Origin of the sequence: Marinobacter sp. SS8-8 (assembly GCF_030540945.1) — a bacterium.
Taxonomy (GTDB): Bacteria; Pseudomonadota; Gammaproteobacteria; order Pseudomonadales; family Oleiphilaceae; genus Marinobacter.
Genome location: NZ_JASSVN010000009.1, coordinates 145,145 through 165,607 on the forward strand (window position 1 = coordinate 145,145; position 20,463 = coordinate 165,607).

Consider the following 20,463-nt stretch of genomic DNA (forward strand, 5'->3'; position numbering starts at 1 on the left):
TGCTGTAAAATTCGGTTAGGGCAACGGCCTCAGCCGCCAATCAGCGCCCGGATGTCTTCTTCCGTCTGCGGGCCAAAACGGGTTTCAACCAGATCGCCGTCCGGGTTAACGATAAATGTAGCCGGCAGGGCCAGGGGTAACTTCCAGCCAAACCCCGGGCCCGGATCGTCCGCAAGCAGGGTGAAATCGATGCCCATCCGGCCACCCAGCGCCACCAGCGCCTCGCCCTGTATACCATCAAAGTTAACGCCAAGGACGGTGATATCAGGCGCTTTGTTCAGCTCGTTTAACTCGGGAATTTCTTCCAGACATGGCTTGCACCATTCCGCCCAGTAGTTCACCAGCACCCACTGGCCACGCAAGGCGTCCCAGTTCAGCTTTGTACCGCCAGCCCGCTCCAGCTCAATTTTCTGGCAGCCCGCCAGGGCTATAGTCACCAGCAAAAGGCCGGCAGAGGCAAGCCGCGGGCGAACACGCAAAGAATCAGGGTACTGCACTGGAAAACCTCCTGTTAGACTACCGGCCACAGAAATCGTGATACCCATTCAGACAATCAGGCACGAAGATGACAGAGCCCACCCGGATTTTCCACAACCCGCGCTGCTCGAAATCCCGCCAAGCCCTTGAACTGGTTACCGAACGAGGTATTGAGCCGGAGATTATACGCTACCTGGAAACACCACCGACAGAGCAGGAGCTGAAGGATATTCTGGACGCGCCGAATCTGCGCCCCCGTGATCTGTAACTTCTCAACCACTTCTCTATGCCGGAAACACACTATGCTGAACAACCCCAAGGCCCGTCACACTGCCCGGGCAACCATGGCTCTTTACATCGGCGTGCTGGTCACGCTATTGATTACCACCTTCTATCCGGCGCCAGTGGAGGGCGTGTCGATTCCACTGATGCTGTCGGTGAAGCTGGTTCCGCTGCTGGCCTTCGCTGTACCGGTATTCCGGGCCAACAACCGGGGCTATATCTGGATGGCATTCGTGGTGATTTTCTATTTCACCCAGGCGGTCGTTTCGGCGTGGCTCAGTGAAGGCGCCCCCGGACCGGTCATTCTGACGATATTGACCTTCCTGCTGTTCACTGCCGCCATGATTCACCTTAAAGTGAACAGGCCGGTGACGAACTGAAACACACTTTTCAATACTTGGATCTTGGCGCCGGGGCGCAAACCGCACTGGCCGAGCAATTCCTGCCAGGCTCGGGTGTGGTCCATCATGGCTACGTCAAGCTCCCGCCAGAGGCTGTTCCTGGCATCCTGCGAAAGGTGCCGCTCATACCAGCCAGTGAAACTCTCCGGCATGGTATCCGCCTGAAGCTCGGCCAGCCGCTCAAACGGCTCAATGAGCGCTGTCCGCCCCTGCCTGACCGCACTCATGTACGGCTGGATCTTTTCGATGTACACACTGAAAAACATATTTCGCACGATATCCGATTGATTATTGGGCTTGCCGTTAAGGCACAGGGGTTGGCCCTCGGTTCTCTGCTTTAGTAGTCTGGTTCCGTCCCGCAGTCGTGCGGTCAGCAGGAGCGCGCTGTTGATCAACTGGCCGGCGCGGTATTCCGCCTGCCAGCGCTGATGAACATCGCCGGCAAAATCCAGGGAAACGGCCAGGTCCTCTGCGCGCAACCTGGCAACCGCTGCGTTCAGGCTGTCGATATCAAGGGCCAGATCCGAAACCGGGTTGCCTTCCGCCGATACCGGATAATACCCCTTGGCAAGGGTGAACAGCTTTTCAATTTCTTCGACACCCCAGGTAGCGTTCCAGATCGCAATGGGCAATGATTCGAGTTTGCTATCGATGGCCTCGGTAAGCTCTTCCGAAAATTCCTCATCCTCTATATCTGGCAGGCAGTCCCTGGCCGCCTCGATAAACCGGACTTCATAACGCAGGCGGTTCAGGGGCTGCATCACCCGCCCCATCACGGAGTTTTTCTCACCCACAACATACTGCAGCTCACAGCCGTAAAGAGAAAGAAAATCCAGCATCCCCATGTCCAGCTCGGGCATGGTCAGCACACGGTTCCGACGACGGGGAAGCTGGCTCGCAGACTCAAGCTCAGAGAGTTGAGGGTCGGTTTCCAGGACGCGGGCAACCCGCTCCACGTATTCATCCATCATGGGGCGGGCATCAGAGAAGGGGTTGCAACCTGCAAGAAGCAAAGCAAGAATCGGAGTGATGATTCTGCAAAATCCGGTTCCGGGCATCGGGTCCCCCTGCGGTGGCGTGTCATCGCCGTGGCCTTACCGCTTTTGCAGCAGGGTATCGACCTCCGCAAAATCACGGGCCACAAAACGTTCGGTTTCCGGCAGGTCTCCCTCGCGAACAAGCCAGGCGGTTTGCATACCTGCGTGTTCGGCTGCCTCAAGCTCGGCCTCAACATCGGACAGGAACAACACCGTGCCCGCCTCAACGCCCAACTCCGACAGGATATTGCGGTAGGAATCCGCCTCTTTTTTGCCGCCGATACGGGTATCGAAATAGCCAGAGAAGAACGGCGTGAAGTCACCCTCCGTGGTGAAGCCGAAAATCAGCTTCTGGGCCTTGACCGACCCAGAGGAGTATACGAACAAACGCAGGCCCCGATCATGCCAGCGCTGCAGGTACTCGGCGGCGTCGGCATAGATGTGGCCCTTAAGCTCTCCCTGCTGGTATCCCTGCTCCCAGACCATGCCCTGAAGCGCCTTGAGGGACGTTTCCTTGCGGTCTTCGCGGATCCAGGTCTGCAGCACCCCGATCAGGCCTTCAACATCTTCCCGGGCAACACCCGACACCTCAGCAACGGCGTCCAATTGCTCAGAGACCGCGAGATTGTCCTGGTGCTGGTCACGGACAAACTCCGGAAGATGTTCACTGGCATAGGGAAACAGGACATCGTGGACAAACGAGATGGAAGTGGTGGTCCCTTCAATGTCCGTCAGTAGGACCCGGATCACCCCGCCGCTCCTGCCAGCGCTTCGTAGCGCGGCAACCGGGCGGCGATGTCCTCACCGGTGAAATCGGCAGCCCATCCTTCGGGGTTGGTGAACAGGCGAATGCAGGTGAATTCCGGCTCAGGCCCCATATCGAACCAGTGCCGCGTGCCATCCGGCACGCTGATCAGGTCATTCTTCCGGCACAGCACGGCGAACACTTGGTTGCCGAAATGCAGGTAGAACAGACCCTGCCCCCGCACGAAAAAGCGAACCTCATCCTCTCTGTGGGTGTGCTCATCCAGAAACTTTTTCCGGAACGCCTCTTTCTGGGGATTGTCCGGGTTCAGGCTCACCACATCGGCAGCCTGGAACCCGCATTCCGCCTGCAGCTTCGCTACTTCATCGCCATAGGCTTCCAGGATCTCCTCATGGGACGCGCCCGCCGGCAGATACCGGGTGGGCCACTGTTCAAAGCGAACACCATGGCTGGCGAGCAGTTCGCGGATCTCGGCGGGGTTTTCGGTGAATGTGCGGGCCCTCTCTGGCTGGTCTTGGTCAAAAATACTCAGGGTCGTCATGGGCGCATCCTCATGGTTTCAAGTTCACATTCAAACAGGAATTCAAAAGCCTCGACATGGCGCAGGCAGTCGGCCATGGTGTTGCCCCAGGTGTAGAGGCCATGGCCCCGAATCAGGTAACCAGGCTGATCCGGGTGGCCCCGGAACCAGTCCCCGGTCTCCTGCGCCAGAGCGCCAATATCCTGGGTGTTGTCGAAGACCGGAATGGTTAATACCGATTCGTGGGTTTCAACACCGGCAAAGGCTTTCTGGAGCTCATAGCCTTCCAGCTCCAGCGGCTGCCCGGGTGTCAGCAGCCGGCTCAGGACTGTCGCCTTAACCGAGTGGGTATGAAGCACCGCGCCGACATCCGGGAAGACGTCGTACAGTATGGTGTGCAACCGGGTTTCGGCCGAAGATCGGCAGTTGCCCTGAACCGGACGGCCGGCCAGATCCACCACCATAACATCACCAGCGCCCAGTTGCCCCTTGTGGCGACCAGATACGGTTATGGCAATATGCTCCCCGTCAATGCGCGCAGAGTAATTGCTGCTGGTCGCCGGCGACCAGCCTCGCTGGTAAAGGAAGTGCCCGGCTTCGACAATCGAGTCGGCCGCCTTGGCGTATCGGGTTACCTCAAACACGGATTCTCTCCCGGGGTTCAGACGTCTTTGACACGTTCACTGGCCGACATTATAGGGATGGAGGGGCGGCCCGCAAATGGTGTCGGGCCAGGATCAGGTCCGCGACCACGGAGATTGCAATTTCCGCAGGCGTCTTGCTGGGAATATCGACACCAATGGGGGCTCGCAAGCGGTCGAGTACCGCGTCTTCCAGGCCCAGCGAACTCAATCGTTCACGCCGTGCTTTCGAGGTCTTTCGGGAGCCCATGGCACCGACGTAGAACGCATTGGACTGCAACGCCGCCAGCAGCCCCATATCGTCAATCCGGGGGTCATGGGCCAGGGCCAGAACGCCGGAAAACGCATCGTTAAACCCTTCCGCCACCAAGTCATCAGGCAGGCGACGGTCCAGCGGAATATGTGGGTATCCCCATCCGTCCGCAAAGGCCTCCCGGGGTTCACACAGAGTCACGGAGAAATTCGCCGCTGCGGCAAACCCGGACACGTACCGGGCCACCTCCCCTGCGCCAATCAGCAACAGCCGGCACTCAGGCTGCAGCGCGTGCACCAGTTGCTCACCGTCAAAGGCCACCGAAGAACGGTCATGGGATCGCCGGTACTCGAGGGTCGGCGCGCCCCGAAGCGGAACCCGCCGGGCAACCGGTTCACGATTGCTCAACGCCTCCGCCAACGCGCGGACGTGGTCAAATCCCGCCTCACGGTACAGGGGCTCGACAAGAAGCCGGATTCGACCGCCGCAGGGCAACTGGAACTGGTCACGGTCGTCATCGGTAATGCCATAGTCGATCAGGACCGGTTGATCCGGGCCACTCCCGACCGTGCGCCTGAGCAGATCCTCTTCCAGGCATCCGCCGGATACCGAACCGCTCCACTGGCCGGATTCGCCAATGGCCAGCCAGGAGCCCACCGGCCGGGGTGAAGAGCCCCAGGTTTCCACAATGGTGCACAGCCAGGCCCTCTGGCCCTGCTCCAGCCAGCCCGCGATGTCGAGAATCACGGATTGATGGCCGGCAGCCAGAGACGACCGGGAAACCTCCATATCAGGCATCCGCTGTCAGTGGCAGGCTGCGCTGGCGCTTACCGGTCAGGGCAAACAGGGCATTGCCAAGCGCCGGAATCACCGGCGGCACACCCGGCTCGCCGACACCGGTTGGCGCTTCAGTGCTGTCCACAATAGCCACCAGCACGTCCGGGCGTTCGTACTGTCGCATCAACTGGTAATCGTGAAAATTACTTTGCTGGACCCGCCCACTCTCCAGGGTGATTTCGCCATAGAGCGCGGCGGTCAGTCCGAACAGGATACCGCCTTCAATCTGGTCTTCCACGATGCGGGGGTTAACCACCTGGCCGCAGTCTACCGCGCAAGCCACCTTGTAAACCCGAATCGCACCGTTCTCGATTCCGGCCTCTACCACCTGCGCAACGTAGGTGCCGAAGCTCCGGAACAGGGCAATGCCCCGGGCACGGCCTTGTGGCGCAGGCGCGGTCCAGTTCGCAAGGTGCGCAGCCCGATCAAGCACTTCCAGATGCCTTGGCTCCGAGGACACCAGCCGGCGACGGAACTGATAAGGGTCCTCCCCGGATTCGTGGGCAAGTTCATCCATGAAGGTTTCAACGGCGAAACCGTTGTGGGAATAGCCCACTGATCGCCACCAGGTTACGGGTACGCCAGGGTCCGTGTGGGTGTGGCGGATATCAATGTTATCCACCTGATAAGGGTACTCGATGGCCCCCTCAATGGCGGACATATCCTTGGGTGTGGCAATGCCCTCGGCCATCAGCCCCACCTTGCCCAGGGTGTCGTACATGAACCTCGGCGCCCAGGGATACTGGGCCGGCGCCGCATTACGCACATACCAGTCAAGAATCTGCGGACCCACAATCTGGTGGTGCCAGCCGGTGAGCTCTCCGCCAGACAGGCTGGCTCTCATCCGGTGCAGCATGGCCGGACGATACAGGTCGTGCCGGGTATCCTCTTCCCGGGACCAGATCACCTTGACCGGCCGCCTGAGCCGATACGCCACGGCAGCCGCTTCCTCGATGTAATCCTGAGTCAGTCGGCGGCCAAAACCACCGCCGAGGAAGGTGGTGTTGATGGTGACGTCATCCGGCCCGAGATCCGTCACTCTGGCAACCGCAATCCGGCCAAGGTCCGGGGCCTGGGTCGGCGCCCAGACTTCCATCCGGTCGCCCCGGTACCAGGCAGTTGCGTTCATCGGCTCGAGGGTAGCGTGGGCGAGGTACGGCTGGACATACTCTGCCTCCAGAACCCGCTCTGCCCCCTCGACCGCACGCTCGAAGCTGCCTTCGCTGCGCTCGGACTCGCCAGGATCTTCATCCGCCGCAGTACGATAAGACTCAAAGACATCATCTGTGGATACGGACAAAGCCTCCGAAAAGTCCCATCCGACGCTCAGCGCCTCCTGGGCCTTCCGGGCGCGCCAGTACTTGTCGGCAACCACGGCAACACCGCGCTCGGTTTCAAAAACCTCAAGCACGCCGGTCATGGCCCGGACTTCATCGCCATTAAAGCCCGCCACACGACCTCCGTGCCGGGGCGATCTGGCGATCACCCCGTAGACCATGTCCGGCAGTTCCACATCGATACCGTATACAGCCGTACCGGTGGACTTGGCCCTTGCATCCAGCCGGCCCTGCTGCTTACCAATGTATTTCCATTGCTCGCGGGGCTTCAGGGCAATGTCACCGCGCACCACCTCTTTTGCAGCCAGCTCCACCAGCTTGCCGTAGGCCATGGAATCAATACCGTTCGGGTGTACAACCCGACCTTCGCTGGCATGACATTCGGCAGCCTCCAGGTTCCAGACCCGGGCCGCAGCCATTACCAGCATCAGCCGGGCTTCGGCCCCCGCCATTCGCAGAGGTTCCCAACTGGTTGCCACACTGGTGCTGCCCCCGGTGAGCTGCAATTTGTAGAGGGGGTTACGGTACTCAGGCGCAACCGGAGCGAAGCGGGGCGTAATCCTCTCCGGCTTTATTTCCAGCTCCTCTGCGATCAGGGTTGTCAGCCCGGTGTAGGTGCCCTGCCCCATCTCGACCCGGGCCAGGGTGAAGAACACCTCATCGTTTGGGGTCAGCTCCAGCCAGGCATCCGGCCGCCATTCACCGGTTTCCGGCTGATAACCAGTCTGGATTCCGGCACAGCCCGGCAAAGCCAGAGAAACCACCAGACCGCCGGAGGCGCCAACGCTGACCTTGAGAAAATCCCGTCGCTTCATCGCCATGTCACACCTCCTGACTGTTGGATGAACCGGCGGCGACGGATTCCACCGCCGCAAGAATCCGGGAGTAGGTTCCGCAACGGCAGAGGTTACCTGTCATGGCGGCGACAATATCATCCCGTGAGGGAGCCGGGTTGCTGGCCAGCAGGTGTGCCGCACTCATAATCTGGCCCGACTGGCAGTAACCGCATTGCGGAACGCCCTGCTCAATCCAGGCCTGCTGCAGGGCATGGAGCTGATCGCCACCACCGAGCCCCTCGATGGTCTGCACCTGGCCACCGGCCGCCATTTCAACCGGCGTCGAGCAGGACCGCACAGGCTGGCCGTTCAGATGCACCGTGCAGGCGCCACAAAGTCCGGCTCCGCAACCGAACTTGGTACCTTTCAGCCCCAGCTCGTCACGGATTACCCACAACAGGGGTGTATCTCCCTCCACATCCAGCGAATGCTGCACGCCGTTGACTGTCAGCCTCAATGCCATTACCGCTCTCTCCTGTAGACATTCCGGCCCTGTGTGCCGGATTGGTCGTTCTTCTTTGTGCTGGGGTTCATCCGGCTTTACTTGACAACCTCCTTTCCATCCTTGTTAACCCAGATCTTGCGCTCTCCGGTTTCCATCTGGCCATTGGAGTCCCAGACTTCCCGATCCTTGGTAGCCTCTTCCATCTTGCCGTTATCGTTCCAGATTACGCGATCCTTGCAGCCAGCCAGCGCCAGCACTGTAAATACAACCAACATTGCTTTTTTCACGACAATAACCTCCGTTTGGCCGTCTGAACGACCCGATTTGAAGACATCGGAAGCGGGAGCCATTAACGGCTTCCGTGAACTTCACGATTGTGCTGTTTGTCCCGTTCACTTTTTCGCACCATGACATAAACCGCTCCGGTTCCACCATGGTGTTTTTGGGCCGAATGGAAGGCCATGACATCAGCCAGCTCGGGCAACCACTTGGCAAGGTAACTTTTCAATTGTGCAACGCCATCAGGATTGCGCTCCCCCTTGCCATGGAGAATAATCACAGAGCGCAGGCCATAACGGACGCAATCACCGACAAATGCAAACACTTCTCTCCGGGCCTGTTCCACCGTCATCCGATGTAAATCCAGTCGGGCTTCAATAGGGTATTGCCCCAGCCGTAGCTTGCGAAACACACCGTGTTGCAAGCCCGGACGCCGCCAGCTCAGAACGTCGTGGGCTGTGAGAGGTTCGACCATGTCCGAGGTCAGGGGGTTTTTGTCCCTGACCGGACTTTCCACGGCGGCACGCTGTCGCTCAAGATGACCTGGCGTCAGTTCACGGGGTGTCGATACCTCGGCGCGGTTGGGCTTTCGGATGCGCCGGACATCTTTCATTTCCTCAAGAAAACTGAGGCGTTCGTCTTTGGTAGTCATAACATTGCAATTAATGACCTGGTTCGACAGGAACTTTACCACCCGCCCCCCTTCCCTTAAAGAAAACTGACTTGCGTCAGTCAGCTTGCGACGAAAATCGTAGGGCGGTGGCCTTACTCACTGAACTACACTTCTTTAGGAAAATAATAACAGGCGAGTGGATACGGACATGGCCGTAGCAAACACGGAAACCAACCTCCCCCAGAACATCCGCGCGATTATGACCTTTCTGCGGGAACATGCACCGTTCTCCAGCATGGATGACAGGCACCTCGCACATTTTGCCGAACACGCATCCCTGCAATTCCATGCAGACGGCGACGCCGTTCTGTCTCCGGATCAGGGCGTCGTAAAAAGGTTCTACGTGGTCAAGCAGGGACGAATTCGCGGCGAGCGGCACAATGAAAAGGAAGGCCGGATGGAAACCACCTTTGAGATCAGCCAGGGCGAATGCTTTCCACTGGCGGCCATCATTGGCGAACGGCCAACCAGAACCCTGCACCGCGCGTCTGGAGACACCTTCTGCCTCAGCATCGGACAGGATGCCTTCATTACCCTGTTTTCCGAAAGTGAGCCTTTCCGGGATTTCTGCCTTCGCGGTGTCAGCAGCCTGCTTGATCAGGTAAACCAGCGCATCCAGTCCGGCGCTATGGCCTCCATGGGTTCCAGCACGTCCCTGGACACGCCTCTTGAGCGCTATGCCCTGCGCAATCCGATTGTCTGCTCCCCGGATCTTCCGGTACGAAAAGCGGTGGCACGCATGCACGAAAACAACGTCGGCAGTATTATCGTTACCGACGACAACCGCTGCCCAACCGGCATTTTTACGCTGCGGGATCTTCGTACCATGATCGCCGAGGAAAAGGGCCCTCTGGACACGCCCATTCGGCAAGTCATGACAAAAGAGCCCTGCTGCCTGCCCCCCCATGCGGATGCCTTTGAGGCCGCCATGCTGATGGCGGAACACCATTTTGCCCATTTGTGCGTGGTCGATGATGAAAACAAACTTATTGGCGTAGTGTCGGAGCGGGATCTTTTCGCCCTTCAGCGGGTGGACCTGGTCAACCTTGCCCGCACCATAGGCACTGCCACCCACTTGCGGACACTGGTCAGCCTGCGATCAGACGTGTCCCGTCTGGTCGATGCCATGCTGGCCCACGGTGCCGATTCCGGGCAGGTGGTCAAGATCATCACAACCCTGAACGACGTAACCGTTCGACGGGTACTGGAATTGAACATCAAGAAAAACGACCCGGGCATTCCCTTTACCTGGCTGACCTTTGGCAGCGAAGGGCGCCAGGAACAGACACTGCTGACAGACCAGGATAACGGCATCCTGTTCCAGACTCCGGAAGGCATGACCGACGAACAGGTTCGGGAAAAACTGCTGCCCTTTGCCCAGACCGTCAACCAGGAGCTGGCGGAGTGCGGCTTTACCCTGTGCAAAGGCAACATCATGGCCAGCAACCCGAAGCTGTGCCTCAGTGACAGGGAATGGGACGACTGGTTTATCCGGTTTATTGATGCCTCGACACCCCAGAACCTGGTGTACTCCTCGATTTTCCTCGATATGAGAGCGGTGTTTGGCCCCGCCGAGCCGTTGCATGATCTGCTGGACAAAGTGTTGTCCCGTATCCGGAAAAACGCCCTGTTCCAGAAGATGCTGGCGGGCAATGCCTTTCGACGGAAGCCGCCGCTGACCATGTTCCGGAATTTCCGCTATGTCTCTGAAGGCAAAAAGCGTGCGCTTGACCTCAAACGCCAGGGCCTTGCGCCGTTCGTCGAAGCGATCAGGGTCTTTGCATTAGCCAACGGGGTCGAAACGGCAAACACCCTGGAGCGAATGGATGAGCTGGCAACAAAAGGTGTCTTCGATCCGAAGGACGCCAATGCCTGGAAGGAAAGCTATAGCCTGATCCAGGCCATCCGGATGCGAGCCCACCAGGAAATGCTCGGAAGGGGCGAGGAACTGACCAACTACATTGATCCGGACGACCTGAACCCATTGGATCGGCGCATCCTCCGGGAGTCTTTCAGACAGGCTCAGCGGTTGCAACAGAAACTCGAAGTGACCTACCAACTCTGACCGTCAGGCAACACGTCATGCTGGAACAGATCAAACAGTGGATAGAGCAGCGCTGGGGCGGAAAGATTGGCAGCCACGACCCGGACAACCTGCCCCACCCCAAATCACCGGGAGAGCAACTGCTCTCCGATTGCCGCCTGATTGTTCTTGACCTTGAAACCACGGGCCTGAACCCTTCCAGGGATGAGGTCATCGCAATTGGTGCCGTTGCCATCCGGGGTGGCATTATCCACCTCAGTGACCAGTTTGATCTGATTCTGAGGCGGCCGGAACTGGATATACGGGAAACCGTACTCATCCACGGAATTGGCCCCGAAGCCCTTACCCAGGGCCAGGAAACCGAAGATGCACTGCTTTACCTGCTGGAATGGATGAACGGCGATCCCATACTGGCCTATAACTCGGCATTCGACCAGAAATTCCTGGAGAGAACCCTACGGGCCCAGATTGGCTACACGCTAAGCCACGCCTGGATGGACGTTGCAGACCTGATGCCAGCCTTTTTTCCGAATGCCAGGACGGGTGGCAAGGGCCTTGATCACTGGGCGGACTATTTCGGCCTGGAGGTTACCGAAAGGCACCATGCCGCGTCCGATGCCCTGGCGACCGCGGAGCTGACTCTGGTGGCCCTGAACAAGGCCCGGAAGGAAGGGGTAAAAACCCTCAAGGGACTCCACGACAAGCTTCATTATCACCGACGACTGCAAAGCATGCATCGTTTTTAATTCCAAGTACGAATGAGTGAGCAGAATTCGAACAATCATTCGGCAAATGACTGAGAATTAGACCTTTTGCCAATATCTATAAATCGCTTGACCAGTAAAGTCAGTAGGGACAACCAGTCGGAGAAGTACTTATATGAATAATAAATTCTCTAACCCAAGTGCCTCACCAAAAACCCACTCAACCTCCACAACAACAAAACAGGAGTGATCCTATGTCAGTTGGTCATAGCTACGACGCTGAAAAGTACTGGAAGGCGAATCTGCGCCTGATATTCGGGAGTCTGATTATCTGGGCCCTGGTATCTTATGGCTTTGCAATCCTGCTTCGTCCAATGCTCGCGGGCATTCCGATTGGTGGTACCGACCTGGGCTTCTGGTTCGCCCAGCAAGGCTCCATCCTTACGTTTATCGCTCTGATCTTCTTCTACGCCTGGCGCATGAACAAGATCGACGAACAATTCGGCGTGCACGAGGAGTAAGGACGAATGAGCCAATTTGCCATCAATATCATTTTCGTAGGGGGCTCGTTCCTCCTCTATATCCTGATCGCCATCTGGGCGAAAGCCGGTAGCACCAAGGACTTCTACGTTGCCGGCGGCGGCGTTCACCCGATTACCAATGGTATGGCGATCGGTGCCGACTGGATGTCAGCGGCATCCTTCATTTCCATGGCGGGCCTGATTGCCGCCGGTGGTTACGCCAACTCCACCTTCCTGATGGGCTGGACCGGCGGTTACGTTCTGCTCGCGATGCTGCTGGCCCCGTACCTGCGCAAGTTCGGTAAGTTCACCGTACCCGAGTTCATCGGTGATCGCTTCTACAGCAAGAATGCCCGACTGGTGGCAGTTATCTGCCTGATCGTCGCGTCCGTGACCTACGTAATCGGCCAGATGGCCGGTGCCGGTGTTGCCTTCTCCCGCTTCCTGGAAGTGGACGCTACTCTAGGCCTGATCATTGCCGCCGTCGTGGTATTCATCTACGCCGTTATGGGTGGCATGAAGGGCATCACCTATACCCAGGTTGCCCAGTACTGCGTACTGATCATCGCCTACACCATTCCCGCCGTGTTCATCTCCATGCAACTGACTGGTAACCCGATTCCGCCGCTGGGTCTGTTCTCGACTCACGTGGATTCGGGCATGCCGATCCTCGACAAACTGAACCAGGTCATCACCGACCTCGGCTTCAACGAATACACCGCTGACATCGACAACAAACTGAACATGGTTCTGTTTACGCTGTCGCTGATGATCGGTACCGCTGGCCTGCCCCATGTCATCATCCGCTTCTTCACCGTACCGAAGGTTGCTGACGCACGCTGGTCTGCCGGCTGGGCCCTGGTCTTCATCGCCCTGCTGTACCTGACTGCACCTGCTGTTGCTTCCATGGCGCGCCTGAACCTGATGACCACCATCTACCCGGACGGCACCGCAGCGGAACCAATCCCGTACGATGAGCGTCCGAACTGGATCAGGGAGTGGGAAGTCACGGGTCTTATCCAGTTCACCGACAAAAACCAAGACGGTCGCATCCAGCTGTATAATGACAGCGAGGCCTTCGCTCCCAAGGCTGAAGCACGGGGATGGAAGGGCAACGAGCTGGTGGTTAACCGGGATATCCTGGTACTGGCCAACCCGGAAATCGCCAACCTGCCCGGCTGGGTCATTGGCCTTATCGCAGCGGGTGGCCTGGCAGCAGCATTGTCCACTGCGGCTGGTCTGTTGCTGGCGATCTCCTCAGCGATCAGTCACGATTTGATCAAGGGCTCCATCAACCCCAACATCACTGAGAAGGGGGAACTATTGGCAGCACGGATCTCCATGGCGGTCGCGATCGCGGTGGCGACCTGGCTTGGCGCCAATCCCCCGGGCTTCGCGGCACAGGTGGTGGCACTTGCCTTCGGTATTGCCGCCGCATCCCTGTTCCCGGCGCTGATGATGGGTATCTTCTCCAAGCGTGTTAACAACACCGGTGCCATCGCCGGCATGCTGACCGGCCTGGGCTTCACCCTGGCGTACATCTTCGTCTACAAGGGCTGGCTGTTCATTCCGGGTACCAACAACCTGGCAGATACCCCGGAGAACTGGGTGCTGGGCATCTCTCCGCTGTCCATCGGCGCGGTTGGTGCAATCGTCAACTTTGCGGTAGCCTTCATTGTATCCAACGCAACTGAAGAGCCGCCCGTTGAGATTCAGGAACTGGTTGAAAGCGTCCGTTACCCGCGTGGTGCCGGTCAGGCTCAAGACCACTAAGCAATATCTCAACCTGATTCGTTCCATGAACTGACAGGTTGATACTGAACGGGCTTCCTCAATGAGGGAGCCCGTTCTTTTTTGAGGAAGTTATTTTATGTTCTGGACATTTGTTGCCACTGTAGTCTTGGGCCTGGGTGCAGCAGGTATCGCTCTCGGTATCAGAGCCGTTACCCGAAACAAAGCCCCAAAGTGGATCATCCCCGTTTTTGCCGGCGCTGGCATGCTCGGCTATCTGATCTACACCGAATACACCTGGTACGATCACAAGCAGTCCCGCCTGCCGGAAGAAGCCGTGGTTGTCAATACCGAAACTGACGGCATCCTCTGGCGGCCCTGGACCTTTGTTTTTCCGTATGTTACCGCTTTTTCGACCGTGGATATCAAGAGCATCAGCCGTGACACAAACAGCGATGACATCGTCCGGTTTACACTCTATCGGTTCGAACAGAAGGTGACAGACGCCGTTTCCCACCGCATTCACATCATCAACTGTGCCTCCCGGGAACTCGTACCCGTAGGATCGGACGGAAGCCCCCGGGTAGACAACCTGAAGGTTCTTGAACCCGGAGATGCCCTGTATGACACCGTTTGCGCGGAATGATGCGACAATACCGTGACGCCCTGGCCTGCCGACCCTGACGGGAATGAGTATCTATGATTAGTGCCTGGTTGCTGGCTCTTATTTCCATCACTTACATTTCGATCCTGTTTGTGATCGCCTGGGCCGGCGACAAACACCCGGGGCTGTATCGGCGGCGCCTGGCACGAACCCATATCTACGCCCTGTCACTGGCAGTTTACTTTACTTCCTGGACCTTCTATGGCGCCGTGGGCCGCGCCACCCAGGAGGGCCTTGGCTTTCTTCCGATTTACCTGGGCCCACTGCTGGTTTTTGTTTTCGGCGCTCGGATGCTGCGCCGGATTATCTACATCAGCAAACGCAACAACAGCACATCCATCGCCGATTTCATCGCCTCCAGATACGGCAAATCACAGCTTCTGGCCGCGATGATCGCAACCTTCGCCCTCATTGGCAGCGTCCCCTACATTGCCTTGCAGCTGAAAGCCATTGCCATGGGCTTCGCCGTTCTTTCCGGGACAGGTGCCGGCTACGAGGGGCTAAGTTCGGCAGCCTGGAAGGATTCTGCCTGGTACATCACCCTGGCCCTGGCGGTATTCACTGTGCTGTTTGGCACCCGGCATCTGGAATCGACGGAACACCACCGGGGGATGATCCAGGCAGTCGCCTTCGAGTCCCTGATAAAGCTCGTGGCCTTCGTCGCCGTCGGCCTTTTTGTGGGCTACGGCCTGTACGGTGGATTCGGCGACCTGTTTTCGCGGGCGAAAGACGCCGACCTGATGGGCACCCTGACCACCGACGGCATCGAGGCGCCGGCCTTTATCACCCAGACCCTGGTTGCGATGCTGGCGATCATCTGCCTGCCAAGACAATTCCATGTCATGGTGGTCGAGAACACCGATCACCGGGATTTTGAGATCGCGCGCTGGGCCATGCCCATCTACCTGATCGTGGCCTCCGCCTTTGTGCTTCCCATCGCTGCGGCGGGCATGCTGTCTCCCGAAGCGGCGGCGGGCAACCCCGATATACTGATTCTCCAGTTGCCGATCCTGGCCGGGAAGGAATGGCTTGCCATACTGGCATTCCTGGGTGGCGGCTCCGCCGCAGCAGCCATGGTGATCGTCAGTTCGGTCGCCATCGCCACCATGGTAAGCAACGAAATTATCATGCCCGCACTTCTGAAATTTTTCCGGCCGGGCATGAACCGCCGCAACGACCTGAGCTATCTTCTGCTCAGCATCCGCCGTGTCGCGATCTTTGTGGTCCTGCTGACCGCCTATGGCTTCTACCGTATGGCCGGCGAGGATTACAGTCTGACAGCCTTCGGGCTGCTTTCCTTCGCAGCCGCCGCGCAGTTCGGGCCGGCGCTGGTTGGCGGTATCATCTGGCGGCGAGGCAATTACATGGGCGCCGTCTGGGGGCTTGGCCTGGGCTTTCTGATCTGGTGCTACACCCTGCTGCTACCGGCACTTGCAACCACTGGATGGATAACGGAGACCCTGATTGAACAGGGCATCTGGGGCCTCAACTGGACCCGGCCCACGGCATTGTTTGGCTCTGAGCTGGATCAGACCAGTCATGGCATTATCTGGAGCCTTGGTATAAATACCCTGGTCTATATTGTGCTTTCCATACTTACCCGACAACGGGTGCGGGAAAAAATCCAGATTGCCTCGTTCTTTCACGATCCCCAGCCGAAAGCCGAAACCACCCAGCACCAGAGCTGGCAGGGCGAGATTCTGACCTCCGATCTGCAGGCCCTCACCGACCGTTTCATGGGGGAGGAGCGTTCCGAGACGATTTTCCGGAATTACGAACGCCGTAACGCGATCCGGTTGCATCCGCACCGGCCGGCATCGGCTCACCTTATGAAGTACATCGAGCGGCAGTTGGCGTCCGTTATCGGGGCCTCCACCGCCCGCGTGGTGCTGGAATCCACCCTCACCGGTCGCGACATGCAGATCGAGGACGTGGTCAGCATCGTCGATGAGGCCTCCCAGGCCATGACGTTCAGCCGGGAATTGCTCCAGTCGGCCATTGAGAACATCAGTCTGGGTGTATCTGTGGTGAACCATCAGCAGCAACTTGTGGTCTGGAACCGGCGCTATCTGGAACTGTTCACTTACCCCAAGGGCTTTGTAAGGGCCGGCCGGCCGGTCGAAGATCTGATGCGTTACAATCTGACCAACGCCAACCTGTCAGCCCGCAGGATTGATGAAATTGTCGTAGACCGCTGTACCAGCATGCGGGAAGGCCGGCCGATGTCCTACGAGCGACAGAGACCCGATGGAACCGTCCTGCGGGTAGACGGCAGCCCGATACCCGGGGGTGGCTATGTAACTACCTTCCAGGACATCACCGCCATGCGACGGACCGAGCAGGCTCTCAAGGAAACCAACATTTACCTTGAACAACGGGTGAAGGAGCGTACCCAGGAGCTTCAGGTCATCAATGAGCAGATGCTGAAAGCCAAATCCGTTGCCGAGCAGGCCAACCAGAGCAAGACCCGGTTTCTGGCATCCGCCAGTCATGATCTGTTGCAGCCCCTCAATGCGGCCCGTCTGTTTACCTCCGCCCTGGCAGGCAAGGCCGGCGACACGGAAATGAAAGATCTCGTGGATCATATTGACAGTTCCCTCGGCGCTGCCGAAGAGATCATCAGCACACTGCTTGATATCTCCAAACTTGATGCAGGTGCATTGGAACCGGACATCGGCGCTTTCCCGGTTAACGAGATCATGCGGCACCTTGCGACCGACTTTTCAGCGATTGCCAAGGATCAGGACCTGGAACTCCGTGTCGTACCCAGCAGCGCCTGGATCCGCTCGGATGCCAAATTGCTGCGCCGCGTGGTCCAGAATTTCCTGTCCAATGCCATACGCTATACGCCGGAAGGGAAGATTCTGCTGGGCTGCCGGAGACTGAAAGGGTATATCCGCATCGAAGTCTGGGACACGGGCCCGGGAATGCCCGAAGACCAGCTGGCGCACATTTTCGAGGAGTTCCGCCGCTTCCAGCACGGCCGGGACAAGAAAGGACTCGGGCTCGGCCTGGCCATCGTGGACCGGATCAGTGGCATGCTGAACCATCCGGTCAGCGTGCATTCTGTTCAGGGCCGTGGCAGTGTGTTCGGAGTCACCGTCCCTGTCGCCGCGCCGGAACAGAACGAACCCGTCGCCACCAAATCTGCCGCAAGCTCACGACGGGTTTCGAACCTCGGCGGCCTGCACTTCCTGTGTATCGACAATGACCCTGCCATTCTTCAGGGCATGGTGGCTTTGCTTGGTAACTGGAAGTGTGATGTGACCGCTGCGGAAAGCCTCGAAGATGCCATGGAAAAACTGGAAGGCCAGAAACCCGATATTATACTTGCCGATTACCAGCTTGATGATAACAAGAATGGCCTCGATGCCATGGACAGTATCCGCGGCGTGCTTAACGAGAACATCCCGGGGATACTTATCACAGGCTACATGGCGCCTGAAGTTCGGGAAGATGCCATTAATCGTGGTTACCAGATTCTCTACAAACCTGTAAAACCCGCTGCATTGCGCGCATTGGTTAACAAGTTACTCAAGCAGAAGCGCTCATGACCGATTCAAAAGCCGATTTCAATCCTTTCGGGAAGCTGACATTCCTGATTGTTGATGACTTCGAGAACTTCCGATTGTCCATACGCCAGATGCTGCGCAGCTGTGGCGCAGACAAAATCGAATTGGTTGCCCAAGCCAATCAGGCTATCCAGTACTGCACCTACAACCACGTTGATGTGGTGCTCTGTGACTTCAACCTCGGGGAAGGCAAAAACGGGCAGCACATACTGGAAGAGCTCCGCCATAAAAAACTCCTGAAGCGCTCCTCGCTGTTTCTGATGGTCACCGCCGAGACATCCAAGGAAATGGTCATGGGGGCTCGGGAATATCAGCCGGATGCCTACCTGACCAAACCGATCAACCGGGCAGTGCTGGAGAAAAGGCTTGGCAGCCTCATCAGTCAGCGTAACGCGCTGATGCCCATTAACCGGGAAATCGACCGGGAAAACTATCCGGAGGCCATCTCCCTGTGCCTCCAGGCACTCCCCCGGCAACCCCGCTACAAAACCTGGCTGATGAAAACCCTGGGAGACCTCTATTTCCGACTGGGCGATCTCACTCACGCGCTCAAGGTTTTTGACGACGTGCTGGCCCAACGTGAGCTTTCATGGGCAAAGTTTGGCCGGTGCAAAGTCCTGCTTGCAAAACGAAGCTTCGACGAAGCCGTTGATGACCTTCGGGAGCTTATCGCCAGGCATCCGGACTATATGGAAGCCTACGACCTCCTCGCGGAAGGTCTGGAGCGACAGGGTCGTCCGGCCCAGGCCCAGCAAATACTCGAACAGGCAGCACAACACTCCCCTAATGCCCTGCTCAGGCAGAAGCATCTGGCGGAACTGGCCAGCTCCAATCAGGACATGGACACTGCGTCGGATGCGTGGCGTCGGACCGTCGAGCTCGGAACCTACTCGATTCACGACAACTCTGACCATTATCTTGCTCTCGGGCAAACGCTGTCCGACCTCAGCGAGGGCGATCCGGAAGAAGAGGGCGCCGCTCGGGCCAAAGAAGCATTGGCCATGCTGAAAAAAATGGAAAAACGGTTCGCGGAGGAAGAGGGCATCACTGTGCGCAGTCAGATCATTCAATGCCGGATATATGCCGGTCAGGGGCAGGATCAACAAGCCGCAAAGATACTCCAGGGCCTCCAACCGGTGCTCGAGAATACCGCAGCTCTGGATGCCCAGACCGGGCTGGATTATGCAAAAACCCTGTTCCGGATGCGCCTCGAGACGGAAGCGAAACAGCTTCTGGCCGACATGGCCGAACGTTTCAGCGATGATCCTGACACCCTGCAGAAAATCGAAAGCCTCCTGGACGAGCCTGTTGGATTCCCTCAGAAGATCAAGGCCCGCACGCTCAACCGCGACGGCATCAGGGCGTTTGAGTCCGGGAACCTGAAGGAAGCCGCGGACACCTTTACCAAAGCCCTGGAAATTGTCCCTGATCATGCTGCCCTGAACCTGAACCTGGTTCAGGTGCTGATGAAGGAACATGGCAACAATCCGGGCGACTCCGACCTCCTCAGGCGCTGTCAGTCCTGCCTGGCTCGATTATCCGACTTGCCTGAGCAACACCGCCAACACCGACGTTATGTCGCCTTACAACGCAAGCTGAAAGGACTGATGGAATGAACAACCAGAATATTGACTTTTCAATGGTCCTTGCCTCAGCCGTTCACGACATGAAAAACTCCCTTGGCATGCTCCTGAATTCCCTGGACGAACTGCGATCAGAGCAGGAGGGAGCACTGGGGGAGTCCTCACGATTCAATACCCTGCAATATGAAGCCGAACGCATGCATAACGACCTGGTTCAGCTTCTGGGCATCTATCGGCTGGGGGAAAATAACCTGTCTGCTCATATTGAGGAGCACTTTGTGCCCGACTTTCTCTCCGGGCACCTGGCCCGGCACACCCCGCTGCTTGAGGGCCTGGGCATTGACTGCTCGGTAGAGGCCGAGAAGATTAATGGCTTCTTTGACGAGGACCTTTTGACTGGCACGCTCAATAACACCATCAATAACGCCATACGCTATACCAAGAGCAAGATCCGCCTTACGGCCGGCGAAAGGGACGGCTATCTCGTGATAGGTGTTGAAGACGACGGGAAGGGGTACCCGGAGAGCATGCAGCACACTGGCACCCTGAGTTTCAAATCCCTGGATTTCAAAAGTGGCAGCACCAGCCTCGGGCTGTTCTTTGCGTCTTCCGTTGCAAAGCTTCACAGCGACGGGAAAAGAACCGGAGCCATCAAATTGCACAATCGCGGCAGCTTGGGTGGTGGCGTTTTTGAAATCTGGCTGCCCTGACCGGCACAGCATAAACCCAAGTTCCGGGAAATAAAAAACCCCAGCACCTGTTGGTACTGGGGTTTGGGTATTAGGCGCCTGACGATGACCTACTCTCACATGGGCAACGCCACACTACCATCGGCGCTGGTCTGTTTCACTTCTGAGTTC

At 57.9% G+C, this 20,463-nt stretch carries 19 protein-coding genes and 1 pseudogene; 10 read left to right on the plus strand and 10 right to left on the minus strand.

Annotated elements, in window-relative coordinates; translation table 11 throughout:
- Positions 1 to 29: 29 nt before the first annotated feature.
- Complete coding sequence (locus QPL96_RS11175) at positions 30 to 497, minus strand: TlpA disulfide reductase family protein (RefSeq protein WP_303287454.1); 468 nt, start codon at positions 495 to 497, stop codon at positions 30 to 32.
- Positions 498 to 565: 68 nt separating this feature from the next.
- On the opposite strand from QPL96_RS11175, the pseudogene QPL96_RS11180 reads away from it, so the two are divergent.
- Both QPL96_RS11180 and QPL96_RS11185 read left to right on the plus strand, forming a co-directional pair.
- Positions 566 to 715, plus strand: a pseudogene (locus QPL96_RS11180) (arsenate reductase (glutaredoxin)); the annotation flags it as partial.
- Between the two features lie 64 nt (positions 716 to 779).
- A complete protein-coding gene (locus QPL96_RS11185; protein WP_303287455.1) occupies positions 780 to 1,139 on the plus strand; it encodes a DUF2069 domain-containing protein in 360 nt (119 codons plus the stop codon).
- On the opposite strand, the gene QPL96_RS11190 is transcribed toward QPL96_RS11185, so the two are convergent.
- The 9 genes from QPL96_RS11190 to smrA form a co-directional block, all read right to left on the minus strand.
- The gene (locus QPL96_RS11190) at positions 1,106 to 2,218 is read right to left on the minus strand and encodes a DUF3080 domain-containing protein (RefSeq protein WP_303287456.1); all 1,113 of its coding nucleotides are present in this window, start codon (positions 2,216 to 2,218) and stop codon (positions 1,106 to 1,108) included. The genes QPL96_RS11185 and QPL96_RS11190 overlap by 34 nt on opposite strands.
- Positions 2,219 to 2,254: 36 nt before the next feature.
- On the minus strand, positions 2,255 to 2,947 hold the full coding sequence (gene mtnC / locus QPL96_RS11195) for an acireductone synthase (protein WP_303287457.1): 693 nt from the start codon (positions 2,945 to 2,947) through the stop codon (positions 2,255 to 2,257).
- A complete protein-coding gene (locus tag QPL96_RS11200; protein ID WP_303287458.1) occupies positions 2,944 to 3,504 on the minus strand; it encodes an acireductone dioxygenase in 561 nt (186 codons plus the stop codon). The genes mtnC and QPL96_RS11200 overlap by 4 nt, the downstream gene beginning before the upstream one ends.
- Positions 3,501 to 4,127 (minus strand): methylthioribulose 1-phosphate dehydratase, encoded by a 627-nt coding sequence (locus tag QPL96_RS11205; RefSeq protein WP_303287459.1) that lies wholly within the window; start codon positions 4,125 to 4,127, stop codon positions 3,501 to 3,503. The genes QPL96_RS11200 and QPL96_RS11205 overlap by 4 nt, the downstream gene beginning before the upstream one ends.
- Before the next feature lie 49 nt (positions 4,128 to 4,176).
- On the minus strand, positions 4,177 to 5,166 hold the full coding sequence (locus tag QPL96_RS11210; protein ID WP_303287460.1) for an XdhC family protein: 990 nt from the start codon (positions 5,164 to 5,166) through the stop codon (positions 4,177 to 4,179).
- Between the two features lies 1 nt (position 5,167).
- Positions 5,168 to 7,372, minus strand: a complete 2,205-nt coding sequence (locus QPL96_RS11215; RefSeq protein ID WP_303287461.1) for a xanthine dehydrogenase family protein molybdopterin-binding subunit — start codon at positions 7,370 to 7,372, stop codon at positions 5,168 to 5,170.
- A gap of 1 nt (position 7,373) precedes the next feature.
- On the minus strand, positions 7,374 to 7,850 hold the full coding sequence (locus QPL96_RS11220; RefSeq protein ID WP_303287462.1) for a (2Fe-2S)-binding protein: 477 nt from the start codon (positions 7,848 to 7,850) through the stop codon (positions 7,374 to 7,376).
- 77 nt (positions 7,851 to 7,927) lie between these two features.
- The gene (locus tag QPL96_RS11225; RefSeq protein WP_303287463.1) at positions 7,928 to 8,119 is read right to left on the minus strand and encodes a hypothetical protein; all 192 of its coding nucleotides are present in this window, start codon (positions 8,117 to 8,119) and stop codon (positions 7,928 to 7,930) included.
- A 62-nt stretch (positions 8,120 to 8,181) separates the two neighbouring features.
- Complete coding sequence (gene smrA / locus QPL96_RS11230; RefSeq protein WP_303287464.1) at positions 8,182 to 8,763, minus strand: DNA endonuclease SmrA; 582 nt, start codon at positions 8,761 to 8,763, stop codon at positions 8,182 to 8,184.
- A gap of 169 nt (positions 8,764 to 8,932) precedes the next feature.
- On the opposite strand from smrA, the gene QPL96_RS11235 reads away from it, so the two are divergent.
- From QPL96_RS11235 to QPL96_RS11270, 8 genes are all read left to right on the plus strand, one after another.
- The gene (locus tag QPL96_RS11235) at positions 8,933 to 10,849 is read left to right on the plus strand and encodes a putative nucleotidyltransferase substrate binding domain-containing protein (RefSeq protein ID WP_303287465.1); all 1,917 of its coding nucleotides are present in this window, start codon (positions 8,933 to 8,935) and stop codon (positions 10,847 to 10,849) included.
- A 17-nt stretch (positions 10,850 to 10,866) separates the two neighbouring features.
- On the plus strand, positions 10,867 to 11,574 hold the full coding sequence (locus tag QPL96_RS11240; RefSeq protein WP_303287466.1) for a PolC-type DNA polymerase III: 708 nt from the start codon (positions 10,867 to 10,869) through the stop codon (positions 11,572 to 11,574).
- A 212-nt stretch (positions 11,575 to 11,786) separates the two neighbouring features.
- The gene (locus QPL96_RS11245) at positions 11,787 to 12,053 is read left to right on the plus strand and encodes a DUF4212 domain-containing protein (protein ID WP_303287467.1); all 267 of its coding nucleotides are present in this window, start codon (positions 11,787 to 11,789) and stop codon (positions 12,051 to 12,053) included.
- A 6-nt stretch (positions 12,054 to 12,059) separates the two neighbouring features.
- Entirely contained in the window at positions 12,060 to 13,826 is a 1,767-nt protein-coding gene (locus QPL96_RS11250) for a sodium:solute symporter family protein (RefSeq protein ID WP_303287468.1), read from the plus strand.
- A gap of 97 nt (positions 13,827 to 13,923) precedes the next feature.
- Complete coding sequence (locus QPL96_RS11255) at positions 13,924 to 14,430, plus strand: hypothetical protein (protein WP_303287469.1); 507 nt, start codon at positions 13,924 to 13,926, stop codon at positions 14,428 to 14,430.
- Between the two features lie 53 nt (positions 14,431 to 14,483).
- The gene (locus QPL96_RS11260) at positions 14,484 to 18,002 is read left to right on the plus strand and encodes a PAS domain-containing hybrid sensor histidine kinase/response regulator (RefSeq protein WP_303287470.1); all 3,519 of its coding nucleotides are present in this window, start codon (positions 14,484 to 14,486) and stop codon (positions 18,000 to 18,002) included.
- A complete protein-coding gene (locus QPL96_RS11265) occupies positions 17,999 to 19,636 on the plus strand; it encodes a response regulator (RefSeq protein WP_303287471.1) in 1,638 nt (545 codons plus the stop codon). Before QPL96_RS11260 ends, QPL96_RS11265 begins: the two co-directional genes overlap by 4 nt.
- Positions 19,633 to 20,313: a sensor histidine kinase KdpD gene (locus tag QPL96_RS11270; protein ID WP_303287472.1), complete on the plus strand. Its 681-nt coding sequence runs from the start codon at positions 19,633 to 19,635 to the stop codon at positions 20,311 to 20,313. Before QPL96_RS11265 ends, QPL96_RS11270 begins: the two co-directional genes overlap by 4 nt.
- Positions 20,314 to 20,463: the final 150 nt, after the last annotated feature.

Excerpts from the sequence above, each read along its gene's own strand:
- QPL96_RS11235 (WP_303287465.1), top strand. The coding sequence starts at position 8,933 with ATGGCCGTAGCAAACACGGAAACCAACCTCCCCCAGAACATCCGCGCG.
- QPL96_RS11255 (WP_303287469.1), top strand. The coding sequence starts at position 13,924 with ATGTTCTGGACATTTGTTGCCACTGTAGTCTTGGGCCTGGGTGCAGCA.
- QPL96_RS11250 (WP_303287468.1), top strand. The coding sequence starts at position 12,060 with ATGAGCCAATTTGCCATCAATATCATTTTCGTAGGGGGCTCGTTCCTC.
- QPL96_RS11245 (WP_303287467.1), top strand. The coding sequence starts at position 11,787 with ATGTCAGTTGGTCATAGCTACGACGCTGAAAAGTACTGGAAGGCGAAT.
- QPL96_RS11270 (WP_303287472.1), top strand. The coding sequence starts at position 19,633 with ATGAACAACCAGAATATTGACTTTTCAATGGTCCTTGCCTCAGCCGTT.
- QPL96_RS11190 (WP_303287456.1), bottom strand. The coding sequence starts at position 2,218 with ATGCCCGGAACCGGATTTTGCAGAATCATCACTCCGATTCTTGCTTTG.
- QPL96_RS11210 (WP_303287460.1), bottom strand. The coding sequence starts at position 5,166 with ATGGAGGTTTCCCGGTCGTCTCTGGCTGCCGGCCATCAATCCGTGATT.
- QPL96_RS11215 (WP_303287461.1), bottom strand. The coding sequence starts at position 7,372 with ATGGCGATGAAGCGACGGGATTTTCTCAAGGTCAGCGTTGGCGCCTCC.
- QPL96_RS11200 (WP_303287458.1), bottom strand. The coding sequence starts at position 3,504 with ATGACGACCCTGAGTATTTTTGACCAAGACCAGCCAGAGAGGGCCCGC.
- QPL96_RS11260 (WP_303287470.1), top strand. The coding sequence starts at position 14,484 with ATGATTAGTGCCTGGTTGCTGGCTCTTATTTCCATCACTTACATTTCG.
- QPL96_RS11265 (WP_303287471.1), top strand. The coding sequence starts at position 17,999 with ATGACCGATTCAAAAGCCGATTTCAATCCTTTCGGGAAGCTGACATTC.
- QPL96_RS11220 (WP_303287462.1), bottom strand. The coding sequence starts at position 7,850 with ATGGCATTGAGGCTGACAGTCAACGGCGTGCAGCATTCGCTGGATGTG.
- QPL96_RS11240 (WP_303287466.1), top strand. The coding sequence starts at position 10,867 with ATGCTGGAACAGATCAAACAGTGGATAGAGCAGCGCTGGGGCGGAAAG.
- smrA (WP_303287464.1), bottom strand. The coding sequence starts at position 8,763 with ATGACTACCAAAGACGAACGCCTCAGTTTTCTTGAGGAAATGAAAGAT.
- QPL96_RS11185 (WP_303287455.1), top strand. The coding sequence starts at position 780 with ATGCTGAACAACCCCAAGGCCCGTCACACTGCCCGGGCAACCATGGCT.